This window comes from Streptomyces sp. NPDC058955, from assembly GCF_042741435.1.
In the GTDB taxonomy this organism is placed as follows: Bacteria; Actinomycetota; Actinomycetes; order Streptomycetales; family Streptomycetaceae; genus Streptomyces.
In genome coordinates, this window is the sequence record NZ_JBHYKM010000026.1 from 23,873 (window position 1) to 43,843 (window position 19,971).

The 19,971-nt window shown below is 74.3% G+C and carries 24 protein-coding genes; 5 read left to right on the plus strand and 19 right to left on the minus strand.

Annotated elements, in window-relative coordinates:
- Positions 1-53: 53 nt before the first annotated feature.
- Entirely contained in the window at positions 54-362 is a 309-nt protein-coding gene (groES, locus tag ACFW1I_RS13125) for a co-chaperone GroES (protein WP_004955293.1), read from the minus strand.
- A gap of 278 nt (positions 363-640) precedes the next feature.
- Here groES and ACFW1I_RS13130 point away from each other — a divergent pair, with 278 nt between their 5' ends.
- On the plus strand, positions 641-961 hold the full coding sequence (locus tag ACFW1I_RS13130; RefSeq protein WP_384669348.1) for a hypothetical protein: 321 nt from the start codon (positions 641-643) through the stop codon (positions 959-961).
- Here ACFW1I_RS13130 and ACFW1I_RS13135 read toward each other — a convergent pair.
- Together ACFW1I_RS13135 and ACFW1I_RS13140 are read right to left on the minus strand one after the other, a co-directional pair.
- Complete coding sequence (locus tag ACFW1I_RS13135; protein WP_384669349.1) at positions 958-1,128, minus strand: hypothetical protein; 171 nt, start codon at positions 1,126-1,128, stop codon at positions 958-960. The two genes, ACFW1I_RS13130 and ACFW1I_RS13135, sit on opposite strands and share 4 nt — an antisense overlap.
- Entirely contained in the window at positions 1,125-2,048 is a 924-nt protein-coding gene (locus ACFW1I_RS13140; protein ID WP_384669351.1) for a polysaccharide deacetylase family protein, read from the minus strand. The genes ACFW1I_RS13135 and ACFW1I_RS13140 overlap by 4 nt, the downstream gene beginning before the upstream one ends.
- A gap of 126 nt (positions 2,049-2,174) precedes the next feature.
- Between ACFW1I_RS13140 and ACFW1I_RS13145 the strand changes: the two genes are divergently transcribed.
- The gene (locus ACFW1I_RS13145; RefSeq protein WP_384669352.1) at positions 2,175-3,350 is read left to right on the plus strand and encodes a methyltransferase domain-containing protein; all 1,176 of its coding nucleotides are present in this window, start codon (positions 2,175-2,177) and stop codon (positions 3,348-3,350) included.
- Here ACFW1I_RS13145 and ACFW1I_RS13150 read toward each other — a convergent pair.
- The 8 genes from ACFW1I_RS13150 to tsaB all read right to left on the minus strand — a co-directional run bounded on the left by ACFW1I_RS13150 (position 3,295) and on the right by tsaB (position 9,105).
- Positions 3,295-3,951, minus strand: a complete 657-nt coding sequence (locus ACFW1I_RS13150) for a hypothetical protein (protein ID WP_384669353.1) — start codon at positions 3,949-3,951, stop codon at positions 3,295-3,297. The genes ACFW1I_RS13145 and ACFW1I_RS13150 overlap by 56 nt on opposite strands.
- A 10-nt stretch (positions 3,952-3,961) precedes the next feature.
- Complete coding sequence (locus ACFW1I_RS13155; protein WP_384669355.1) at positions 3,962-5,218, minus strand: RNA polymerase sigma factor; 1,257 nt, start codon at positions 5,216-5,218, stop codon at positions 3,962-3,964.
- Between the two features lie 16 nt (positions 5,219-5,234).
- Positions 5,235-5,600: a YciI family protein gene (locus ACFW1I_RS13160; RefSeq protein ID WP_384669357.1), complete on the minus strand. Its 366-nt coding sequence runs from the start codon at positions 5,598-5,600 to the stop codon at positions 5,235-5,237.
- A gap of 96 nt (positions 5,601-5,696) precedes the next feature.
- Entirely contained in the window at positions 5,697-6,542 is an 846-nt protein-coding gene (locus ACFW1I_RS13165) for a polysaccharide deacetylase family protein (protein WP_384669358.1), read from the minus strand.
- 55 nt (positions 6,543-6,597) lie between these two features.
- A complete protein-coding gene (locus tag ACFW1I_RS13170) occupies positions 6,598-6,852 on the minus strand; it encodes a hypothetical protein (protein ID WP_384669360.1) in 255 nt (84 codons plus the stop codon).
- Positions 6,849-7,949, minus strand: coding sequence for a tRNA (adenosine(37)-N6)-threonylcarbamoyltransferase complex transferase subunit TsaD (gene tsaD / locus ACFW1I_RS13175; protein WP_384669362.1), 1,101 nt, complete (start codon positions 7,947-7,949; stop codon positions 6,849-6,851). Before tsaD ends, ACFW1I_RS13170 begins: the two co-directional genes overlap by 4 nt.
- The gene (gene rimI / locus ACFW1I_RS13180; protein WP_384669405.1) at positions 7,949-8,410 is read right to left on the minus strand and encodes a ribosomal protein S18-alanine N-acetyltransferase; all 462 of its coding nucleotides are present in this window, start codon (positions 8,408-8,410) and stop codon (positions 7,949-7,951) included. The genes tsaD and rimI overlap by 1 nt, the downstream gene beginning before the upstream one ends.
- Before the next feature lie 35 nt (positions 8,411-8,445).
- Positions 8,446-9,105, minus strand: coding sequence for a tRNA (adenosine(37)-N6)-threonylcarbamoyltransferase complex dimerization subunit type 1 TsaB (gene tsaB / locus ACFW1I_RS13185; protein WP_384669363.1), 660 nt, complete (start codon positions 9,103-9,105; stop codon positions 8,446-8,448).
- Between the two features lie 122 nt (positions 9,106-9,227).
- On the opposite strand from tsaB, the gene ACFW1I_RS13190 reads away from it, so the two are divergent.
- The gene (locus tag ACFW1I_RS13190) at positions 9,228-9,794 is read left to right on the plus strand and encodes a hypothetical protein (RefSeq protein WP_384669364.1); all 567 of its coding nucleotides are present in this window, start codon (positions 9,228-9,230) and stop codon (positions 9,792-9,794) included.
- A gap of 26 nt (positions 9,795-9,820) precedes the next feature.
- Here the strand turns inward: ACFW1I_RS13190 and ACFW1I_RS13195 are convergent, their stop codons facing one another.
- The 8 genes from ACFW1I_RS13195 to glmS form a co-directional block, all read right to left on the minus strand.
- Positions 9,821-9,997 carry a hypothetical protein gene (locus ACFW1I_RS13195; protein ID WP_384669366.1) on the minus strand — a complete coding sequence of 59 codons (177 nt, stop codon included), beginning with the start codon at positions 9,995-9,997 and terminating at the stop codon, positions 9,821-9,823.
- A 110-nt stretch (positions 9,998-10,107) separates the two neighbouring features.
- Entirely contained in the window at positions 10,108-10,608 is a 501-nt protein-coding gene (tsaE, locus tag ACFW1I_RS13200) for a tRNA (adenosine(37)-N6)-threonylcarbamoyltransferase complex ATPase subunit type 1 TsaE (RefSeq protein WP_384669368.1), read from the minus strand.
- Between the two features lie 9 nt (positions 10,609-10,617).
- On the minus strand, positions 10,618-11,712 hold the full coding sequence (locus ACFW1I_RS13205; RefSeq protein ID WP_384669370.1) for an alpha/beta fold hydrolase: 1,095 nt from the start codon (positions 11,710-11,712) through the stop codon (positions 10,618-10,620).
- A 6-nt stretch (positions 11,713-11,718) separates the two neighbouring features.
- Positions 11,719-12,870 (minus strand): alanine racemase, encoded by a 1,152-nt coding sequence (gene alr / locus ACFW1I_RS13210; RefSeq protein ID WP_384669372.1) that lies wholly within the window; start codon positions 12,868-12,870, stop codon positions 11,719-11,721.
- 21 nt (positions 12,871-12,891) lie between these two features.
- Positions 12,892-13,794 carry a L,D-transpeptidase family protein gene (locus ACFW1I_RS13215; RefSeq protein ID WP_384669374.1) on the minus strand — a complete coding sequence of 301 codons (903 nt, stop codon included), beginning with the start codon at positions 13,792-13,794 and terminating at the stop codon, positions 12,892-12,894.
- A 90-nt stretch (positions 13,795-13,884) separates the two neighbouring features.
- Complete coding sequence (locus ACFW1I_RS13220) at positions 13,885-15,336, minus strand: NAD(P)H-hydrate dehydratase (RefSeq protein WP_384669376.1); 1,452 nt, start codon at positions 15,334-15,336, stop codon at positions 13,885-13,887.
- Between the two features lie 212 nt (positions 15,337-15,548).
- Positions 15,549-15,917, minus strand: a complete 369-nt coding sequence (locus tag ACFW1I_RS13225) for a holo-ACP synthase (RefSeq protein WP_384669378.1) — start codon at positions 15,915-15,917, stop codon at positions 15,549-15,551.
- 10 nt (positions 15,918-15,927) lie between these two features.
- The gene (gene glmS / locus ACFW1I_RS13230; RefSeq protein WP_384669380.1) at positions 15,928-17,775 is read right to left on the minus strand and encodes a glutamine--fructose-6-phosphate transaminase (isomerizing); all 1,848 of its coding nucleotides are present in this window, start codon (positions 17,773-17,775) and stop codon (positions 15,928-15,930) included.
- Positions 17,776-17,905: 130 nt separating this feature from the next.
- Here glmS and coaA point away from each other — a divergent pair, with 130 nt between their 5' ends.
- Both coaA and ACFW1I_RS13240 read left to right on the plus strand, forming a co-directional pair.
- Positions 17,906-18,913, plus strand: coding sequence for a type I pantothenate kinase (gene coaA, locus ACFW1I_RS13235; RefSeq protein WP_384669382.1), 1,008 nt, complete (start codon positions 17,906-17,908; stop codon positions 18,911-18,913).
- Between the two features lie 18 nt (positions 18,914-18,931).
- Positions 18,932-19,882 (plus strand): DUF389 domain-containing protein, encoded by a 951-nt coding sequence (locus tag ACFW1I_RS13240; RefSeq protein WP_384669384.1) that lies wholly within the window; start codon positions 18,932-18,934, stop codon positions 19,880-19,882.
- Positions 19,883-19,971 lie beyond the last annotated feature (89 nt).

Below are 19,971 nucleotides of genomic sequence, written 5' to 3' on the forward strand. Positions count from 1 at the left end.
CGCCCAAGAGATCAAGGGGTCAGGGGCGCGGTGCACTGCGGGTACGGCGTCTCTTACTTCTCGATGATCGCGAGCACGTCGCGGGCCGAGAGGACGAGGTACTCGTCGCCGTTGTACTTCACCTCGGTGCCGCCGTACTTGCTGTAGAGCACGACGTCGCCGACCTTGACGTCGAGCGGCAGGCGCTCGCCGTTCTCGAAGCGGCCCGGGCCCACGGCGAGGACGGCGCCCTCCTGGGGCTTCTCCTTCGCGGTGTCCGGGATGACCAGGCCCGAGGCCGTGGTCTGCTCGGCGTCGAGCGGCTGGACCACGATGCGGTCCTCGAGCGGCTTGATGGCAACCTTGGAGCTGGCGGTCGTCACGATCCGACCTCCCCCTTCGGAGATCTCGCGGGGTTAACTGTCTGAGGTGGCGACCAGGTCGATCCGTCGTCGCGGGTGCCGGACCTGCCCGTCGCTGTGTTGGCACTCTCCGGTGGGGAGTGCCAGAGCCGAGACTATGACCGCGATTAGCACTCGGTCAAGCGGAGTGCCAATTCCTCACCCGGTGGCGGCCCCGGAAGGGCGTGCCGGCGCCGCGATCCGGTCTCGATCCGGGGAACGTACGCGCGGAGTCCGGGGTTCCGTACGAAGGTACGGAGATGACCACCGCCCCGCCCCGGGTCCGCCCGCTCCCCGATCTCGCCCTCTCCGTCCTGCTGCTGGCGGCGGACGCCCTCGTCACCGTGGCGGTCATGGTCCTGATGGGGCTGCGGGCCATGGGCGACGTCCGCTATCCCGGTCCGCCGCCCCCGCCGGACTGGGTCCCCGCCTGCTGGTTCGCCGGCCTCGCGGCGGTCACGGGGGTGACCTGCTGGGCCCTGCGGAGCCAGGGCTGGCGCCTGGCCGCGTGGACCCAGTTGGTCGCGACGGGTCTGCTCGCCGTCCTCACGGCGGTCGTCGCCGTGGCCACCGCCCGCTAGGAGCGCGGGCCCCCCTCCGCGCGGACCGGTCCGCGGTCGGCGTCCCTGTCGTCGCCGACCCGCTCCACGGCCTTGCGGCCGAGGCGTTCGAGCGGGTCGACGGCGGAGGCGCAGCCGGTGAGGCCGAGGAGGAGGGCGGCGACCACGAGCGGGCGGAGCCGGCTCATACGTAGTCCTCCAGCCGGGCGACCGCGTACCCCTTGGACGTGATCACGTTCATCGCCCGGCGGATCATGTCGGGCATGCTGCCCTTCCAGTCCTCCTCGCCGCGGAAGTGGGTGAGGACGATGTCGCCGGGGTGCAGGTCGCGGTCCCACTCGCGCCACTCCATGTGGTCGGGGAACGCCTCGGAGGCCCAGAGCGGGACGGCCTTGACGCCGCAGGACTTGGCGGCGCGCAGGGTGTCCTCGTTGTAGTTGCCGTACGGCGGGCGGAAGAGCTCGGGGCGCTTGCCGTACTTCTTCTCGATGACGTCCTGCATGCCGCAGATCTCGCGCTTCTGGCGCGCGTAGGAGAGCCCCGGCAGGTACTTGTGGTTGAGGGTGTGGTTGTGGAGGGAGATCCCGCGCGGCTGGGACTTCTGCATCTTCGCGAAGTAGGCGTAGTCGTCGCTGACCACGTAGTCGCTGAGGAAGGCGCTGTAGGGGATGTCCAGATCGGCCATCATCCGGATCAGCTCGGGGTCCTTCTCGGCGCCGTCGTCGATCGTCAGGAAGACGATCTTCTCCTTGGTGGGGACGGTGGTGAAGACGGGCGGCAGTCCCTCGCCGTCGGTCTCGAATCCCTTCCGGGTGGTGATCCTCGGCTTGCTCCTCGGCGGGGCGGGCGCTTCGAGGGGGGTCAGCTTGAGGCCCCACTTCTTCGCGGCCACGGCCCGGGCGGCCCGCCGCTTCGCCAGCGCGGCCTTCTTCTCCCGGGCCAGCTGGGCGGCGGTCTTCACCGGGGCCTGCTGGCCGGCGGCGGGCGCGGGGGCGCCGCCGCTGCCCGCGCCCGGGGCGTCGGAACCGCCGGAGCAGGCGGCGGTGGAGGTGAGCGCGGCGACGAGGAGCGCGGCACCCAGGGCACGACGGGAGTGACCCTTTGCCATCATTTCTTCCTTTTGTCGTACGACCGGTATGGCGCCGCATCCTGTCAGCGCGACCCGCCCGTCCGGCCGCGACACCGCCGAGCCGGCCCCACGGTCCCCCGCCCGGCCCACAGGGAGAATGGGACGGTGACCGACCTCGCCGCCTTCACCGCCCTGCTCACCCCCGAGGGCCAGACCCTCCTCGCCGCCCTGCGCGACTACGACCCCGCCCAGGAGCTGGCGGTCGCCTCCCGGCTGCGCCGCGACCACCCCGCCGACCTGGTCTCGGCGGCCCTCGGGCAGGCCCGGCTGCGGCAGCGCGCGGTGGCGAAGTTCGGCGCCGAGGACGCGTACCGCATGTACTTCACGCCGAACGGCGTCGAGCAGTCCACCCGGGCGACCGTCGGCTCCTACCGCGCCGGCCGCATGAAGGCGCTCGGCGTCCGCAGCGTCGCCGACCTCTGCTCCGGCGTCGGCGGCGACGCGCTCGCGCTCGCCCGCGCTGGCATCTCCGTCCTCGCCGTCGACCGCGACCCGCTCACCGCCGAGGTCGCCCGCGCCAACGCCGCCGCGCTGGGCCTCGACGGGCTGATCGAGGTCCGCTGCGCCGACGTCACCGAGATCGACACGGCACCCTACGACGCCGTCTTCGTCGACCCGGCGCGACGCGGCGGCCGGGGCCGGATCTTCGACCCCGAGGCCTACTCCCCGCCGCTCTCCTGGGCCATGGACGCCGCCCGCAAGGCCCCGCACGCGGCCCTGAAGATCGCCCCCGGCATCCCGCACGAGACCGTCCCGGACGAGGCCGAGGCCGAGTGGATCTCGGACGGCGGCGACGTGAAGGAGGCGGTGCTCTGGTTCGGCACGGAGCCCGGCGCGCGCCGCGCCACCCTGCTGCCCTCCGGCGCGAGCCTCACCGGCCGCGGCCTGCCCGACCCGGCGGTCCGCCCGGTCGGCCGCTACCTCTACGAGCCCGACGGCGCCGTCATCCGCGCCCATCTGGTCGCCGAGGCCGCCGAGGAGCTGGGCGGCGGCCTGATCGACGAGACGATCGCCTACGTCACCGCCGACACCCTGACCCCCACCCCGTACGCCTCCGCCTACGAGATCACCGACGTGCTCCCCTTCAACCTCAAGAAGCTGAAGGCCCTCCTCCGCGAACGCGAGGTGGGCAACCTGACGGTGAAGAAGCGCGGCTCGGCCGTCGAGCCCGAGGAGATCCGCCGGAAGGTGCGGCCCAAGGGCCCGCACTCCGCGACGGTGCTGCTCACACGTGTCGCGGGCGCCCCGACGATGCTGATCGGCCGGCCGGCACGACCCTGAGCACCGTCCGGAAGTGCCCGACGGCCTTGAAGAGCCCGATCAGGCCGTTGATCCAGCAGATCAGCGCGACGCCCATGCCGTACGCGACGAGGCCGTAGCCGTTCGCCGGGTCCGTCCCGGCGGGCACGGCGAAGCCCAGCCACAGCCCGAGGCCGCACAGCACGGCGGAGACCACCATCCAGCACGCGCTGGCGACGGGCGCCCGCAGCCGGGCGTCCGTCGGCCCGTGCCGGTCCAGCGCCGCCCACAGGAGCAGCCGCTCGCGCACCACGCGGTCCCGGCGCACCCCGCGCACCACCAGCCAGACGCCCGGCACCAGCACCCCGAGGCCGAGGAGGGCGACGAACAGGCCGATGAAGAACGTGATCGGGTCGAGGATCGCCCCGTGGCCGAGGTCGACGAGCAGCACGCCCACCATGCCCCAGCCCAGCTGCAGCACCAGCATCGCGCCGGCGAACAGCGCGAACCGCCCGCCGCCCAGCGAACGCCGCGTCAACTCCCCCAGCGCCAGGGCCCGGTCCGCGAGCAGGGCGTCCCGGTCGGGCCAGCTGCGGAGTTCGACGGGCGGGGGCGGCGGGGGCAGCGGTATGCGCGGAGACATACCCCGCACCCTAGGCGCTCCCGGCGTCCGGTTCTCCGGCGCGGGCCCGCAGCAGCGCCCGTTCCCGCTCGTTCCGGGTCAGCTCCGCCGCCCGCGCGAACTCCGCCCGCGCCTCCGCGTCGCGGCCCAGCCGGGCGAGCAGGTCGCCGCGGACGCTCGGCAGCAAGTGGTAGCGGTCCAGGGCCGGTTCGGCGGCGAGCGCGTCGACGATCGCGAGCGCCTCGGCCGGGCCGTCGGCCATCGAGACGGCCACCGCCCGGTTCAGCTCCACCACCGGCGACGGGGCCAGCTCCATGAGCCGCCCGTAGAGCCCGGCGATCACCGCCCAGTCCGTCTCCTCGTACGAGGCCGCCCGCGCGTGGCAGGCGGCGATCGCGGCCTGGAGGGCGTACGGGCCGTAGGCGCGGCCGTCGCCCGCCCGGGCGAGGGCCGCGTAGCCGCGCCGGACGAGGAGCCGGTTCCAGCGCCGCCGGTCCTGCTCCGCGAGGAGCACCGGCCGCCCGTCGGGGCCGATGCGGGCGGGGGCGCGGGACGCCTGGAGTTCGAGCAGGGCGGCGAGGCCGTGCACCTCGCTCTCGCCCGGCATCAGGGCGGCGAGCCCGCGGGCGAGCCGGAGCGCGTCCTCGCAGAGCCCGGGGCGCAGCAGGTCGTCGCCGGCGGTGGCCGCGTACCCCTCGTTGAAGATCAGGTAGACGACTTCGAGGACGGAGCCGAGCCGGGCCGCCCGCTGCTCCCCGTACGGCACCTCGAACGCCACGCCCGCCTTCGCGAGCGCCCGTTTGGCGCGGGTGATCCGGGCCGCGACGGTGGCCTCGGGGACGAGGAAGGCGCGGGCGATCTCGTCCGTGCGCAGCCCGCCGACGAGCCGCAGGGTGAGCGCCGCGCGCGCCTCGGCGGAGAGCACCGGGTGGCAGGTGGTGAAGACCAGCCGGAGCACGTCGTCGTCGATGTCGCCGGGGCCGGAGGGCTCGGGGTCGTACGACTCCTCCGGGAGCGTCCGGCCGACCTCGGCGAGCTTGCGGGCGTACGTCTCGCGGCGCCGCACGAGGTCGACGGCGCGGTGCTTGGCGGTGGCCGTCAGCCAGGCGCCCGGGCGGTCCGGGACGCCCGCCTCGGGCCACTGCTCCAGGGCGGCGACGAGCGCGTCCTGGGCGATCTCCTCGGCGATGCCGACGTCCCGGACGATCCGCGCCACCGTGGCGATGATCCGCGCCGACTCCATCCGGAAGACCGTCTCCAGCGTGCTCTCCACCGTCACGCCCCACATGACAGCACAGCGGGGGTCAGCCCTCCGGCATCTCCTCGACCTCGCGGACCTCCAGGCCGACCTTCCAGTGCGGCGGGTGGACGGCGAGGAACCGCTTGCCCCACTCGACGGCCTCGGCCATGTCCTTGCACTGGAGCATCGCGTAGCCGCCGACGACCTCCTTGGTCTCGGTGAAGGGGCCGTCGGTGAAGGACAGCCTCCCGTCCGACCAGGTGATCCGGGTGGCCTCGGCGGTCGGCTTCAGTCCTGCGGTGTCGACCATGGCGCCGGCCTTGGTGATCTCCTCGAAGAGGGCGCCCATCCGCTCCTCGAAGCCGGGGTCGGCGCTCTCCATGTCGATGGTGTTCTCCTCGATGCGGACGAGGGAGAGGAAGCGGGGCATGGTGACTCCTGGGGGTGCGGTGGCGGGGCCGTTCCCCGCCGTCCACTCATACGTCGAACGGGCCGGGCCCGCATCGACACCGCGCCCGGACTTTTCTCAGACGTAGTCCTCCAGGCGGGCGACCGTGAAGCCCTGCTCCTGGATCTTCCGGAGCAGGGTGGCGGTCATCTCGGTCATCGTGCGGCCCTTGAGCTCGGCGGGGCCGCGGAAGTGGGCGAGGACGATGTCGCCGGGGCGGAGCTTCCGGTCGCCGCGCTGGTACTGCATGTTCTTGATCTGCATGGACTCGCGCCACAGGACGATCGCGTCGATCCCGCAGCTGCCGGCGGCGGCGCGGGTGGCCTCGTTCCAGTTGCCGTAGGGCGGGCGGAAGAGGCGCGGGGCGGTGCCGTAGCGCTTCCGCAGCTTCTCCTGCTGGCCGCAGATCTCGCGGCGCTGGGCCTCCGGGGAGAGGGTGCGCAGGTTCGGGTGGGTGAGGGTGTGGTTGGCGACGCCGTGGCCCTGTGCGACGAGCGGGTCGAAGTAGCCGTAGTCCGCGCTGATCACGGAGTCGGTGAGGAACATCGTGAAGGGGACGCCGAGCTCGTCCATCATCCGGGTGAACTCGGGGTCCTTCTCGGCGCCGTCGTCGATGGTGAGGAAGACGACCTTGTCGGTGGTCGGGATGTCGCTGATCACCGGGACCGGGCCGCCCGGCGCCCGCTTCACCGGCTTGACGGCGGGCGGGGCGGGCGGCGCCGGAAGGGGCTCGACGCCCCACTTGCGGTACGCGGCCGCCCGGGCCGCCTCAGGGGCGGGCGCCGGTTCCGGGGCGGTGGCGACGGCCTCGGTGGGCGTCGCCGGGGCCGGGGCGACCGCCGGGGGCGGGGTCTCGGCCGTGCAGCCCGTCATCAGGAGGGTCACTGCGGTCAGCGCCGCCCACACCGCGATCTGCTTCTTCACGGGCTGTGGGATGCCCGATCCGATCGAAAGGTTGCCCGATCATCGGATTGTTCGCCTATTCGACCGCTTCGAAGCGCCAGCGGTGGACCGGACGGGTGATCAGCTCCGCGTCCGGCTCGGGCAGCTCGGGCAGCTCCGCGTCGAGGCCGTCCGCCTCCCACCAGGTGAGGACGAGGACCCGGTCCTGGGGGGCGCGGAAGACCTCCCGACGGAGCGGTTCGCGGGCCAGGACCCGGGCCCGCGCCCACTCCAGGAGCTCGGCGCCGCGGCCCTGCACGGCCCGGGCCTCCCACATCAGCGCGACCCTCACGAGTACAGGTTCTCCTTGCTGACCTCGTGCACGTGGTCGTGGTCGTGGGTGTGTCCGGGGACGTGCGGGTCGGTCACCGGAAGGGACGAGTCCGCCGACAGCTCCAGGTCGGAGGCGGCCCGGTTGCGGGCGACCATCTCGGAGCCGAGCGCGGCGACCATGGCGCCGTTGTCGGTGCACAGGCCCGGCCGGGGCACCCGGAGCCGGATCCCGGCCCGCTCGCAGCGCTCCTCGGCGAGGGCGCGGAGCCGCGAGTTCGCGGCGACGCCGCCGCCGATCATCAGGTGGTCGACGCCCTCGTCCTTGCAGGCCCGGACGGCCTTGCGGGTGAGGACGTCGACGACGGCCTCCTGGAAGGAGGCGGCCACGTCCCGGACCGGCACCTCCTCGCCGGCCGCCCGCTTGGCCTCGATCCAGCGGGCCACGGCGGTCTTCAGGCCGGAGAAGGAGAAGTCGTACGCGGGGTCCTTGGCGCCGCTCAGGCCGCGCGGGAACGCGATGGCGGCCGGGTCGCCCTCCCTGGCGAGCCGGTCGATGACCGGGCCGCCGGGGAAGCCGAGGTCGAGGACCCGGGCGATCTTGTCGAAGGCCTCGCCGGCCGCGTCGTCGATGGTGGCGCCCATCGGCCGCACGTCGGAGGTGATGTCGGTGGAGAGCAGCAGCGAGGAGTGCCCGCCGGAGACCAGCAGCGCCATCGTCGGCTCCGGCAGCCTGCCGTGCTCCAGCTGGTCGACGCAGATGTGCGAGGCCAGGTGGTTGACGCCGTACAGCGGCTTGCCGAGGGCGTAGGCGTACGCCTTGGCGGCGGAGACGCCGACGAGCAGGGCGCCGGCGAGGCCGGGGCCCGCGGTGACGGCGATGCCGTCGAGGTCCTTCGGGGAGACGCCGGCGGTCTTCAGGGCCCGCTCGATCGTCGGGACCATGGCCTCCAGGTGGGCCCGGGAGGCGATCTCGGGCACGACGCCGCCGAAGCGGGCGTGGGTGTCGACGCTGGAGGCCACGGCGTCGGCCAGCAGGGTGGTGCCGTGCACGATGCCGACGCCGGTCTCGTCGCAGGAGGTCTCGATGCCGAGCACGAGGGGTTCGTCAGCAGCCATCAGATATCGGTCCCAGTTCCTTGAACAGTCAGTCGCATCACGAGCGCGTCGACGTTGCCCGGCTGGTAGTAGGCGCGCCGGAAGCCGATGGGCTCGAAGCCGAAGCGCTCGTACAGCTTCTGCGCCCGGGTGTTGTCCACGCGCACTTCGAGCAGGACCTCGTCGCACTCGAAGGCGGTGGCGTGCTGGAGGAGGTCGGTGAGGAGCCGGGCGCCGAGCCCGGTGCCCCACTGCTCGCGGGCGACGGCGATGGTCTGGACGTCCCCGAGCCCGCCGGCCGCCGCCAGGCCCGCGTATCCGGCCAGCTTCCCGGCGGGCGTCTCGGCGACGACGTACCGCCGGGTGGCCGCGGGCCCGCGCGCGTGCGCCAGCTCGGACCAGAACATCCCCTCCGACCAGGCGTCCTCGGGGAAGAGGTCGGCCTCCAGGGCGAGCACCTCCGGCAGGTCCCACCAGCGCATCTCGCGCAGGACGGCGCCGGTCGTCAGTGCGCCGCTCACTGGGGCGTGACCACCTTGTAGTTCTTCGGCACCTGCGCGTCGGGCCGCCGCAGGTACATCGGGAGGGGGTCGAGGAAGCCGTCCCCGCCGGCCGCGATCCGCTCGGCCGCGAGGGCGGCCAGCGCGGCGGCGGACTGGTGCTCGGGGCCGCGAGCGTCGGGGAAGGCGTCCGGGTAGAGCAGGGCGCCCGCGCCGACGACGGGGAGTCCGGCGAGTTGGTCGGCGATGTCGGCGGGCCGGTCGACGGAGGCGTCGGTGACCCGGGTGCGGGCGTCGTCGTAGCGCGCCCAGTAGACCTCCTTGCGGCGGGCGTCCGTCGCCACCGCGAAGGGTCCCTCGATGCCGGAGGCGTACGCGAGGCCGTCCAGCGTGCACAGGCCGTGCACGGGGACGCCGCCGAGCGCGGACGCGAAGGTCGTGGCGGTGACGAGCCCGACCCGGAGGCCGGTGTACGGGCCCGGGCCGACGCCGACGACGATCCCGGTCACCGCGTCGAGCGCGGTCCCGGCCTCCTTGAGGACCCGGTCGACGGCGGGGAGCAGCAGTTCCCCGTGGCGGCGGGCGTCGACGCCGGTCGACTCGGCGACGACGGCCGCGCCGTCGTGGAGGGCGACGGTGACGGCGGGGGTGGCGGTATCCATGGCGAGCAACAGCACGCGAACAGCCTACGGCGCCACGAGCGGGCGATGCGGCGCGCGGCCGTTCGGGGACCCGGCTGCTACCGTCAGGCGCGATAGCTCGATCAGGCTCGGCACGTACGTACGAAGAGGTGGAGACGGTGGCAAGGAGCAGCTCGGGATTCGTGGCCGGGCTCACCGCGGCGGCCGTCGCCGTGGTCGCCTTCCTCGCCTACCAGGCGTCGGCGAGCGTGCCGGCGGACCTCGCGGAGCAGCCGCGGACGCCGGGCACGGTCGCGCCGTCGGCCTCGGCGTCGGCCGGGGCGACGAAGCCGGCGAAGAACCCGCTGGCGGTGCCGGCGGCCTCGGGCACGGGCGAGCGCGTGGTGTACGCGCTGAAGGACCGCCGGGTGTGGCTGGTCGACGAGAAGAACAAGGCGGTCCGCACCTTCACGGTGGCGCCGAGCACGGTCTCCCCGGAGCCGGGGGCGTACGCGGTGACCTCCCGGTCGGGTTCGGTGACCGGCTCCGACGGGGTGCAGATCGAACACGTGGTGCGCTTCGCGAGCGTGGACGGCGTGACGGTCGGCTTCAGCGCGGCGGTGGACGGCTCGATGCCGTCGGCGGACCCGACGAAGAAGACCGGCGGCATCCGGATGAAGCGGGCGGACGGCGACGCGATGTGGACCTTCGCGTCGATCGGCGCGAAGGTCGTCGTCGTCTCCTGACGCCCCTCCCCCACCGCCCGTACGGGTTACGCGGCCTCGTCCCGGAGCTCCGGGTCGGGGCCGGTCTCGTCCGCGGCCGGCGCGAGGGCGGGCCGCGGCGGGGTCGAGACGGCGCTGGCCGCGGCGCAGGAGGCCAGCAGCTCGCTCATCGAGACGCGCTCCTCGGCGGTGCGGTCGTCGCGCTCCGGCATCTGCGTCGCCATGCATGCCTCCCGTAGGTTAGGTTCACCTAACCAGCTCGTGCCTCCATGTCACCACGGCGCGGAGCGGCTGCGCAACATTTTCCCGACATGCTGTCGGAACCTACGTACGTTCAGAGCAGCGCGAGGTCCTCGTCGGCCCAGCGTCCGCCGATGCCGCGCAGCACCACCGTGCGCCGGTCGTCGTCGGTGTCGCCGGTGACGCGGTGGATGAGCACGTGCAGCCGGTCGTCGGTCAGCTCCTCGACCTTGCCGTCGCCCCACTCCACGACCACCACGGACTCGGGCAGCGAGACGTCGAGGTCCAGGTCCTCCATCTCGTCGAGCCCGCCGCCGAGCCGGTAGGCGTCCACGTGCACCAGGGCCGGGCCGCCGGTCAGCGACGGGTGGACGCGGGCGATGACGAAGGTCGGCGAGGTGACCGCGCCGCGCACGCCCAGGCCCTCGCCGAGGCCGCGGGTCAGCGTGGTCTTCCCGGCGCCCAGCTCGCCGGTCAGCATGACGAGGTCGCCGGCCCGGAGGAGTTTCGCGAGGCGGCGGCCGATCTCCCGCATCTGCTCGGGGGAGTCGACGGACAGGGTGGCGCCGGAGACGGGCGGGTGCGCTGCTTCCATGCCGCCAACCTATCCGTTGTCCGGCCCCTCCCCGGCCCTGGCCAGCAGGGCGGCGAGCGCCGCGGTGACGGCGTCGGGGCGCTCCAGCATCACCAGGTGGCCGGCGTCGGGGACGACGACCAGCTCGCTGCCGGGCAGCTCGGCCGCGATGGCCTCGGTGTGCGAGGCGGGGGTGACGAGGTCCTGGTCGCCGGCGAGGGCCAGCGCGGGCCGACCCCGGAAGGCGGCGAGGGCGGCGAGCTCGTCGTGCGCGCCGAAGGCCGGGTAGAACTCCGCGACCACGTCGACCGGGACGGACTCGATCATCCGCTCGGCGAAGCGGACGACGGCCGGGTCCACGTCCTTCGAGGCGAAGGAGTACTTCTTCACCAGCCCGGCGAAGAGGTCGGCGGTGGCCCGGCGCCCCTTCTCGACCAGCTCGGCCTGGGAGCCGAGGGCCCGCAGCATCCCCGGCAGGACCCGGCGGACCGCGTTGACGCCGGCGAGCGGCAGTCCGTACGAGACCTCCTCCAGGCGGCCCGGGGAGGTGCCGACGAAGGCGACCCCGGCGACCCGGTCCCGGATCAGCTCCGGGTGGCGGTCGGCCAGCGCCATGACGGTCATGCCGCCCATCGAGTGCCCGACGAGGACGAGCGGCCCCTCGGGCGCGGCGGCGTCGACGACGGCCTTCAGGTCGCGGCCGAGCCGGTCGATGGTGACCGGCTCCCGCGCGCCGCGGCCCGAGCGGCCGTGCCCGCGCTGGTCCCAGAAGACGGCGCGGACCCGGCCGCGCAGGGCGGCGCGCTGGTAGTGCCAGGAGTCCTGGCTGAGGCAGAAGCCGTGCGAGAAGACGACGGTGACCGGGCTCGCCGCGGCCTCGTCGGCCTCGTCGACCTCGTACGCGAGGACGGTGCCGTCGTCGGCGAGCGCCCGGCCGGGGGTGCCGCGGAGGGTGCCGTACGGGCCGGTGGCGTCCAGGGCGAGCCGGGCCTTCTGGCGTACCGAGCGGCCCACCGTGAGCCGTTCGATCGCCACTCCGGCCGCCGCGCCGGCGGCGAGCACGCCTATCGCGGCGCCGGCGATCCCCGCGCGCCGCCAGCCCCCGCCCCCGCTCGTCTCCCCCACGCCGGGCTACTCCCCCACGTACACGCGCGGCACCCGCGCGCCGATCCGGGTCACGATCTCGTACGCGATGGTGTCGGCGGCCTCCGCCCAGTCCTGGGCCGTCGGCTCGCCGCGCTCGCCGGAGCCGAAGAGGACGGCCTCGGTGCCGGGGGCGGGCCGGTCGCCGCCGAGGTCGACCACGAACTGGTCCATGGCGACCCGCCCGGCGACCGTGCGGACCGTGCCGTCGACCAGGACCGGGCCGCGCCCCGAGGCGTGCCGGGGGACGCCGTCGGCGTAGCCCACCGGGATCAGGCCGAGGGTGGTCTCGCCGCCGGTGACGTAGTGGTGCCCGTAGGAGACGCCGTGGCCGGGCGGGACCTCCTTCACCAGGGCGACGCTCGCCTTCAGCGACATCACCGGGCGCAGGCCGAGCTCGGCGGAGGTGCCGAGTTCGGGCGCGGGCGAGACGCCGTACATCGCGATGCCGGGGCGGACCAGGTCGAAGTGGGCCTCGGGCAGGGTGAGCGTGGCGGGCGAGTTGGCGATGTGCCGGACCTCGGGCTCGACGCCGGCCTTCTCGGCGTAGTCGAGCATCGAGCGGAAGACCTCCAGCTGGGCGGCGATCGACGGGTGGCCGGGCTCGTCCGCGCAGGCGAAGTGGGACCAGAGGCCGGTGACCTTGACGAGGCCCGCCTTCTCCGCCTTCAGGGCCTCGGCGACGAGGGCCGGCCAGTCGGCCGGCTGGCAGCCGTTGCGGCCGAGGCCGGTGTCGGCCTTGAGCTGGATGCGGGCGGTGCCGCCGGTGCGGCGGGCGGCGGCGGTGACCTCGTCGAGGGCCCACCGGCCGCTGACCGCCATGTCGAGGCCGGCCTCGATGCCCTCGTCCCACGGGTCGCCGGGCGTCCACAGCCAGCACAGGACCGGGACGCCGGTGATCCCGGCGGCGCGCAGGGCCAGCGCCTCCTGCGGGGTGGCCGTGCCGAGCCACTCCGCGCCCGCGTCGAGGGCGGCGCGGGCGCAGCGCTCGGCGCCGTGTCCGTACGCGTCGGCCTTGACCACGGCCATCACGCGGACGTGGGGGGCGACGCGGGCGCGCAGCGCGCGGACGTTGGCGCGCAGCGCCCCGAGGTCGATCTCGGCGCGGGCCCGTCGGGGCGGGAGTGCTGTCTCAGTCATCGCGCCCAGTCTCTCAGGTGGTCACAGCCCCGGCCGCTTGCCCCAGATGTAGACCCGGTCACCCTTGCGGAGGACGGACCAGAGCTTCTCGGCGTTCCGGTAGCTCAGGTTCACGCAGCCGCGGCTTCCGGTGGGGGTGGCGATCGCCCCGTAGACGCCGTGGAACGCCTGGCCGCCGTCGAAGAACTGGGAGAACGGCATCGGCGTGTCGTAGATGGTCGACCAGTGGTCCTTGTGGCGCCAGTAGACGGAGTGCCAGCCGGTGCGGGTGCGGTAGCCGGCCCGGCCGCTGCGGATGTTGACCACGGGGTACGTGATCTTCTTGCCCTTCTGCACCCACATCAGCTCGCGGTCCAGGTCGACGCAGGCGACCGGGTAGGTGCGGACGGGGCACTTCTTGGCGGCGTTGGGGTTCTTGCGGGCGGCGAGGAGTTCGGCGCGGGCCCAGGTGACGGGGCCCGCGTAGCCGTTGGCGGGCTTGATCTTCTGCGCGGTCTGGAAGGCGCGGATGGCCCGGCAGTCGGCGGCGGACTGCTTCCCGTCGGCCTTGAGCTTCAGCAGCCGCTCGACCTGGCGCTGGTAGAGCCCGGTCGAGGCGGTGCAGGCGGCCTTGACCGCGCCGCGCGGGAGGTACTCGACGAGTTCGTCGACCTCCTCCTCCGGTTCGGGGACGGGGAACTCGCCGTCGGGGGTGGTCGGCGGCAGGACCTGGTCGGGGGTGTCCATGGGGTACTCGGGGCGCCCGGCGCCGGCGATCCCGGGGACGAGCGCGTCGGACGCGGGATCGGCGGCGGATTCGGCTGCGGATTCGGGCGCGGGGCCGGGCGGTGTGGGGTCGGGCTCGTCCCCGTGCGCGGGGGCGGTGCCGGCCAGGAGGGCGGCGGCGAGCAACGGCGGCAGGATGCGGCTTCTCCATCTGGTCACCGGTCCATCCGAACCCGCCCCGGACCGGCCCGGCACGCGCTGACCCCCGGGCGGAGCAGCCGAGTTGGGCCGACCGTGGGCGTGGCGGGGTCAGGGCTCCCGGACGTCCTGCCAGGCGGCGCGGAGGGAGTCGGCGACCTCGGTGGCGGTGATCGGGCCGGTGCCGGCGGCGGCCCGGCGGGCGGCGAGGCCGTGCAGGTAGGCGGCGCAGGAGGCGGCGTCGACGGGGTCGAGGCCGCCGGCGAGGAGGGAGCCGGCCAGGCCGGAGAGGACGTCGCCGGAGCCGGCGGTGGCGAGCCAGGGGGTGCCGGTGGGGTTGACCCGGACCGGGCCGGTGCCGCCGGGCCCGCAGACCAGGGTGGTGGAGCCCTTGAGGAGGACGGTGGCGCCGTAGCGGGCGGCGAGTTCGCGGACGGCGGCGAGCCGGCCGGCCTCCACGGCCGCCCGTTCGGTGCCGAGCAGGGCGGCCGCCTCGCCGGCGTGCGGGGTGAGCAGGGTGGGCGCGGTCCGTCCGCGCACGGCCTCCGGGTCGAGGGCGCGCAGGCCGTCGGCGTCGACCAGGACGGGCACGTCGGAGGCGAGCACCTCGGCGACCGCGACCGCGGCGCCGGGCCCGTCGCCGAGCCCCGGTCCGACGGCCCACGCCTGGACGCGGCCGGCCTTCTCCGGCGGCCCCGAGTGCACCAGGGTCTCCGGGTGGGCGGCGATCACCGCCTCGCGCGCGGGGCCGACGTACCGGACGGCCCCGGCGCCGCCGCGCAGGGCGCCGGCGACGGCGAGGACGGCGGCCCCGGGGTAGCGGGCGGAGCCGGCGACGACGCCGAGGACGCCGCGCCGGTACTTGTCGCTCTCGGCGCCGGGCGCGGGCAGCATCCGGGCGACGTCCTGGTGCTGGAGCGCCTCGGCGTCGGGGACGGACGGGAGGGTGGCGGCGAGCCCGATGTCGACGAGCCGCAGGGCGCCCGCGTACTCCCGGGCGGGGTCGACGAGCAGGCCGGGCTTGTACGTGCCGAAGGTGACGGTCGCGTCGGCGCGCAGGGCCTCCCCGGCGACCTCGCCGGTGTCGGCGTCGACGCCGCTGGGCAGGTCGACGGCGACCACGACCGCGTCGGAGCCGCGCGCGGCCCGGGCGACGGGGACGGCCTCGGGGCGCAGTCCGCCGCGCCCGCCGATGCCGGTGATGCCGTCGAGGACGAGGTCGGCGGCGGCCAGCGCCTCGTACGGGTCCTCGGTGACGCGTCCGCCGGCCGCCCGGAGCGCGGCGAGTCCGGCGCCGTGGGCGCGGGGGCCGAGCAGCACGGCGGTGACGCCGGCGCCGCGCCGGGCGAGCCGGGCTCCTGCGTAGAGGGCGTCGCCGCCGTTGTCGCCGGTGCCGACGAGGAGGACGACCCGGGAGCCGTACACCCGGCCCTTGCCGAGCAGCGAGCAGCAGGCGGCGGCGAGTCCGGCGGCGGCCCGCTGCATCAGCGTGCCCTCGGGCAGCCCCGCCATGAGTGCGGCCTCGGCGGCCCGGACGGTCTCCACGTGGTGAGCGGTGCGCATGGTCAGCAGTCTGCCCCAGGGGCGGGGCCGGTGCCCGGGGGCTCCCGAGCGGCGGCCGGAAAGGGCGGGTCGGCCCGCCCCGGGGAGGCCGGCTCCGTGACGCGCACCCGCCCCCGTGCCGGGGAAGCGCCCCGAACGCCCCGACGGGCACGGAACGGGGCCCGGCACCGCCGCCTCCCCGCGGCCGGGTCCCGCTCTCGTCCGCGGGCGCCTCAGCCCTCGGCGATCACCACCGCCGAGGCGACGCCCGCGTCATGGCTCAGCGAGACGTGCCAGTGCCGCACGCCCAGCTCGGCCGCGCGGGCCGCCACCGTGCCGCGCACCCGGATCCGGGGCTGGCCGGTGGACTCGGCGTACACCTCGGCGTCCGTCCAGTGCAGGTTGCCGGGCGAGCCGAGCGCCTTCGCCAGCGCCTCCTTGGCGGCGAAGCGCACCGCGAGGGAGGCCGGGCCCCGGCGCTCGCCGCTCGGCAGCAGCAGCTCGGCCTCCACGAAGAGGCGCTCGATCAGCGCCGGCGTCCGCTCCAGCGACGCGGCGAAGCGGTCGATCTCCGCCACGTCGATCCCCACCCCGATGATCATCTGTCTTCCCTCACTCCACCGTCACGGACTTGGCCAGGTTGCGCGGCTGGTCCACCTCGTTGCCCCGGGCGGTGGCCAGCTCGCAGGCGAAGACCTGCAGCGGCACCGTCGAGACGAGCGGCTGGAGCAGCGTGGGCGTGGCCGGGACGCGGACCAGGTGGTCGGCGAAGGGGACGACGGCCTCGTCGCCCTCCTCGGCGATCACGATGGTCCGGGCGCCCCGGGCCCGGATCTCCTGGATGTTGGAGACGATCTTGTCGTGGAGGACCGAGCGCCCCTTCGGCGAGGGCACCACGACGACGACCGGCAGGTCCTCCTCGATGAGGGCGATCGGCCCGTGCTTCAGCTCGCCGGCCGCGAAGCCCTCGGCGTGCATGTACGCCAGCTCCTTCAGCTTCAGCGCGCCCTCCAGGGCGACCGGGTAGCCGACGTGCCGGCCGAGGAAGAGGATCGTGTCCTTGTGGGCGAGGGAGCGGGCGAGGGCCCGGACGGGCTCCATCGTCTCCAGGACCCGCTCGACCTCCTCGCCGATCCGGGCGAGCTCGCGGACGACGGCGTGGATCTCGTCGCCCCACTTGGTGCCGCGGACCTGGCCCAGGTAGAGGGCGAGGAGGTAGCAGGCCACCAGCTGCGTCAGGAACGCCTTCGTGGAGGCGACGGCGACCTCGGGCCCCGCGTGGGTGTACAGCACGGCGTCCGACTCGCGCGGGATCGTCGAGCCGTTGGTGTTGCAGACGGCGAGGACCTTGGCGCCCTGCTCGCGGGCGTGCCGCAGCGCCATCAGGGTGTCCATGGTCTCGCCGGACTGCGAGATGGCGATGACGAGCGTCCGCTGCCCGAGGATCGGGTCGCGGTAGCGGAACTCGCTGGCCAGCTCCACCTCGCACGGGATCCGGGTCCAGTGCTCGATGGCGTACTTGGCGATGAGACCGGCGTGGAAGGCGGTGCCGCAGGCGACGATGACGACCTTGTCGGCCTCGCGGAGCACCGCGTCGGGGATGCGCACCTCGTCGAGGGTGAGCCGCCCGGAGGCGTCGATCCGCCCGAGGAGGGTGTCGGCGACCGCCTTGGGCTGCTCGGCGATCTCCTTGAGCATGAAGTGGTCGTAGCCGCCCTTCTCGGCGGCGGAGGCGTCCCAGTCGACGTGGAAGGCCCGGACGTCGGCGGGCGCCCCGTCGAAGTCGGTGACGGTGACGCCGTCCCGGGTCAGCTCGACGACCTGGTCCTGGCCGAGCTCGATCGCGGACCGGGTGTGGGCGATGAAGGCGGAGACGTCGGAGGCGAGGAAGTTCTCGCCCTCGCCGACGCCGACGACGAGCGGCGAGTTGCGGCGGGCGCCGACGACGGCGTCGGGCTGGTCGGCGTGGACGGCGACCAGGGTGAAGGCCCCGTCGAGCCGCCGGCAGACCAGCCGCATGGCCTCGGCGAGGTCGCCGACGGACGAGAACTCCTCCGCCAGCAGATGGGCGACGACCTCGGTGTCGGTCTCGGAGAGGAGGGTGTGGCCGCGCTCGGCGAGCTCCTCGCGCAGGGCGGCGAAGTTCTCGATGATGCCGTTGTGCACGACGGCGACCCGGCCCGCGTTGTCGAGGTGCGGGTGGGCGTTGGCGTCGGTGGGGCCGCCGTGGGTGGCCCACCGGGTGTGCCCGATGCCGACGGAACCGCCGGCCAGCGGCCGGTCGACGAGCTCCTTCTCCAGGTTGACGAGCTTGCCCGCCTTCTTCGCGGCGGCGAGCCCGCCGTCCGCCAGCACGGCGACGCCGGCCGAGTCGTACCCCCGGTACTCCAGCCGCTTCAGCCCCGCGACGACCACATCAAGCGCCGACTGCCCGCCGACGTATCCCACGATTCCGCACATGGCGGCAGCCTACGGCCGAACCCCGCGCCGGGCCGGTACCCCGCACGGAGCGGGGCCGGCCGGCGTCAACCGTGCGGCACGTGACCCACCCCACGGCCCACGCGGCCCGGGAAGCCGGGACAATGGCGGGGTGATCACTTCGCCGCCACGAAGCGCCAACGGCAACGGAGCCGGAAGCGGAGGCCCCCGCAGGGGCGCCGAGCCGACCCCGTACGTCGACCTCACCCGCGCCGAGTGGAGCGCCCTGCGCGACAAGACCCCGCTCCCCCTCACCGCCGACGAGGTCGAGCAGCTGAAGGGACTCGGGGACGTCATCGACCTCGACGAGGTGCGGGACGTCTATCTGCCCCTCTCCCGGCTGCTGAACCTGTACGTGCAGGCCACCAGCGGCCTGCGGGGGGCGCTGAACACCTTCCTCGGGGAGAGCGGCGAGCAGCGCGGCACGCCGTTCGTCATAGGGGTGGCCGGGTCGGTCGCGGTCGGCAAGTCGACGGTGGCGCGCCTCCTCCAGGCGCTGCTGGCCCGCTGGCCCGAGCACCCTCGGGTGGAGCGGATCACCACCGACGGCTTCCTCTACCCGATGGCGGAGCTGAAGGCGCGCGGGCTGATGTCCCGGAAGGGCTTCCCCGAGTCGTACGACCGGCGGGCGCTGACCCGGTTCGTCGCCGACGTGAAGGCGGGCAAGGAGGAGGTCACCGCCCCGGTCTACTCGCACCTCATCTACGACCGGGTGCCGGGCGAGGAGCTGGTGGTGCGCCGGCCCGACATCCTGATCGTCGAGGGACTGAACGTGCTCCAGCCGGCGCTGCCCGGCAAGGACGGCCGGACCCGGGTGGGCCTGGCGGACTACTTCGACTTCTCGGTGTACGTGGACGCGCGGCCGGAGGACATCGAGGGCTGGTACCTCAACCGCTTCCGCAAGCTGCGGGAGACCGCCTTCCAGGACCCTTCCTCGTACTTCCGGCGGTGGACGCAGGTGTCCGAGGAGGAGGCCCTGGACTACGCCCGCACGATGTGGCGGACCGTCAACAAGGTGAACCTGCTGGAGAACGTGGCGCCGACGCGCGGCCGGGCGACGCTCGTCGTCCGCAAGGGCCCGGACCACAAGGTGCAGCGCCTCAGCCTCCGCAAGCTCTGACCTCCGTAAGCTCGGGGGATGTTGCATCTGCGGATGATCGTGCCCCCGGACCGCACGGAGGCGGTGACCGAACTGATCGGGTCGACGGTCGGCACCACCCATGTGGTGGTGCTGCCGGGAGCGGCCCTCGACCCGTCCGGTGACGTCGTGATGTGCGACGTCGCCCGCGAGGCGGGGGACGAACTCCTGCACGGGCTCCGGGAGCTGAAGCTCGATCAGGACGGCTCGATCGCGGTCGAGAACATCGACCTGTCGATGTCGGAGCGGGCCGACGCGGCCGAGGAGGACGCCCCCGGCGAGGGCGCGGACGCGGTGCTCTGGGAGCAGTTGGCGACCGCGACCCACGAGGAGTCGACGCTCTCCTTCACCTATCTCGCCTTCATGCTGCTGGCGACGATGATCGCGGCCTGCGGTGTGGTGCTGGACAACGCGATCCTGATCGTGGGCGCGATGGCGGTCGGCCCGGAGTTCGGGCCGCTCGCCGGGGTGTGCACGGCGATCGTGCAGCGGGCCCCGCGGCTGGCGGCGCGCTCGCTGATGGCGCTGCTCGTCGGCTTCCTGGCGGCGATCGCGGTCACGACGCTGTTCAGCCTGCTGATGGACTGGCTGGGCCTGTTCAGCAAGGCGCAGCTGGACGCGGAGCGGCCGCAGACCGCGTTCATCTGGCAGCCGGACCCGTTCTCCTTCGTGGTGGCGCTGCTCGCGGGCGCGGCCGGCACCCTGTCGCTGACCTCGTCGAAGGCGGGCGCCCTGGTGGGCGTGGCGATCTCGGTGACGACCGTGCCGGCGGCGGCGAACGCGGCGGTGGCGCTGAGCTACGGCGAGGTCGGCCAGACCTGGGGCTCGGTGCAGCAGCTGCTGCTCAACCTGCTGGGCATCATGCTGTCGGGCACCCTGACCCTGCTGCTCCAGAAGTGGCTGTGGGAGACCCAGCGGGGCAAGCTGCGGCGCCGACTGCGCCGGGGCTGAACCCGCCGGGGACACGGGGGGTACGGGAAGGGCCCCCCCCCCCCCGCCGGCGCCGGGCCCCGCCCCGCAAACCCCGCCCACCGAACCCC

Bases quoted from the DNA above. Each gene is read 5' to 3' on its own strand.
- ACFW1I_RS13195 (WP_384669366.1), bottom strand. From the start codon at position 9,997: ATGGCGACGCAGATGCCGGAGCGCGACGACCGCACCGCCGAGGAGCGC.
- ACFW1I_RS13130 (WP_384669348.1), top strand. From the start codon at position 641: ATGACCACCGCCCCGCCCCGGGTCCGCCCGCTCCCCGATCTCGCCCTC.
- ACFW1I_RS13155 (WP_384669355.1), bottom strand. From the start codon at position 5,218: ATGTGGGGCGTGACGGTGGAGAGCACGCTGGAGACGGTCTTCCGGATG.
- ACFW1I_RS13240 (WP_384669384.1), top strand. From the start codon at position 18,932: ATGTTGCATCTGCGGATGATCGTGCCCCCGGACCGCACGGAGGCGGTG.
- tsaD (WP_384669362.1), bottom strand. From the start codon at position 7,949: ATGGCTGCTGACGAACCCCTCGTGCTCGGCATCGAGACCTCCTGCGAC.
- alr (WP_384669372.1), bottom strand. From the start codon at position 12,870: ATGACTGAGACAGCACTCCCGCCCCGACGGGCCCGCGCCGAGATCGAC.
- ACFW1I_RS13150 (WP_384669353.1), bottom strand. From the start codon at position 3,951: ATGTCTCCGCGCATACCGCTGCCCCCGCCGCCCCCGCCCGTCGAACTC.
- rimI (WP_384669405.1), bottom strand. From the start codon at position 8,410: ATGCGCTGGTGGGACCTGCCGGAGGTGCTCGCCCTGGAGGCCGACCTC.
- ACFW1I_RS13220 (WP_384669376.1), bottom strand. From the start codon at position 15,336: ATGCGCACCGCTCACCACGTGGAGACCGTCCGGGCCGCCGAGGCCGCA.
- glmS (WP_384669380.1), bottom strand. From the start codon at position 17,775: ATGTGCGGAATCGTGGGATACGTCGGCGGGCAGTCGGCGCTTGATGTG.
- ACFW1I_RS13140 (WP_384669351.1), bottom strand. From the start codon at position 2,048: ATGGCAAAGGGTCACTCCCGTCGTGCCCTGGGTGCCGCGCTCCTCGTC.
- ACFW1I_RS13160 (WP_384669357.1), bottom strand. From the start codon at position 5,600: ATGCCCCGCTTCCTCTCCCTCGTCCGCATCGAGGAGAACACCATCGAC.
- ACFW1I_RS13225 (WP_384669378.1), bottom strand. From the start codon at position 15,917: ATGATCATCGGGGTGGGGATCGACGTGGCGGAGATCGACCGCTTCGCC.
- tsaE (WP_384669368.1), bottom strand. From the start codon at position 10,608: ATGGAAGCAGCGCACCCGCCCGTCTCCGGCGCCACCCTGTCCGTCGAC.
- ACFW1I_RS13135 (WP_384669349.1), bottom strand. From the start codon at position 1,128: ATGAGCCGGCTCCGCCCGCTCGTGGTCGCCGCCCTCCTCCTCGGCCTC.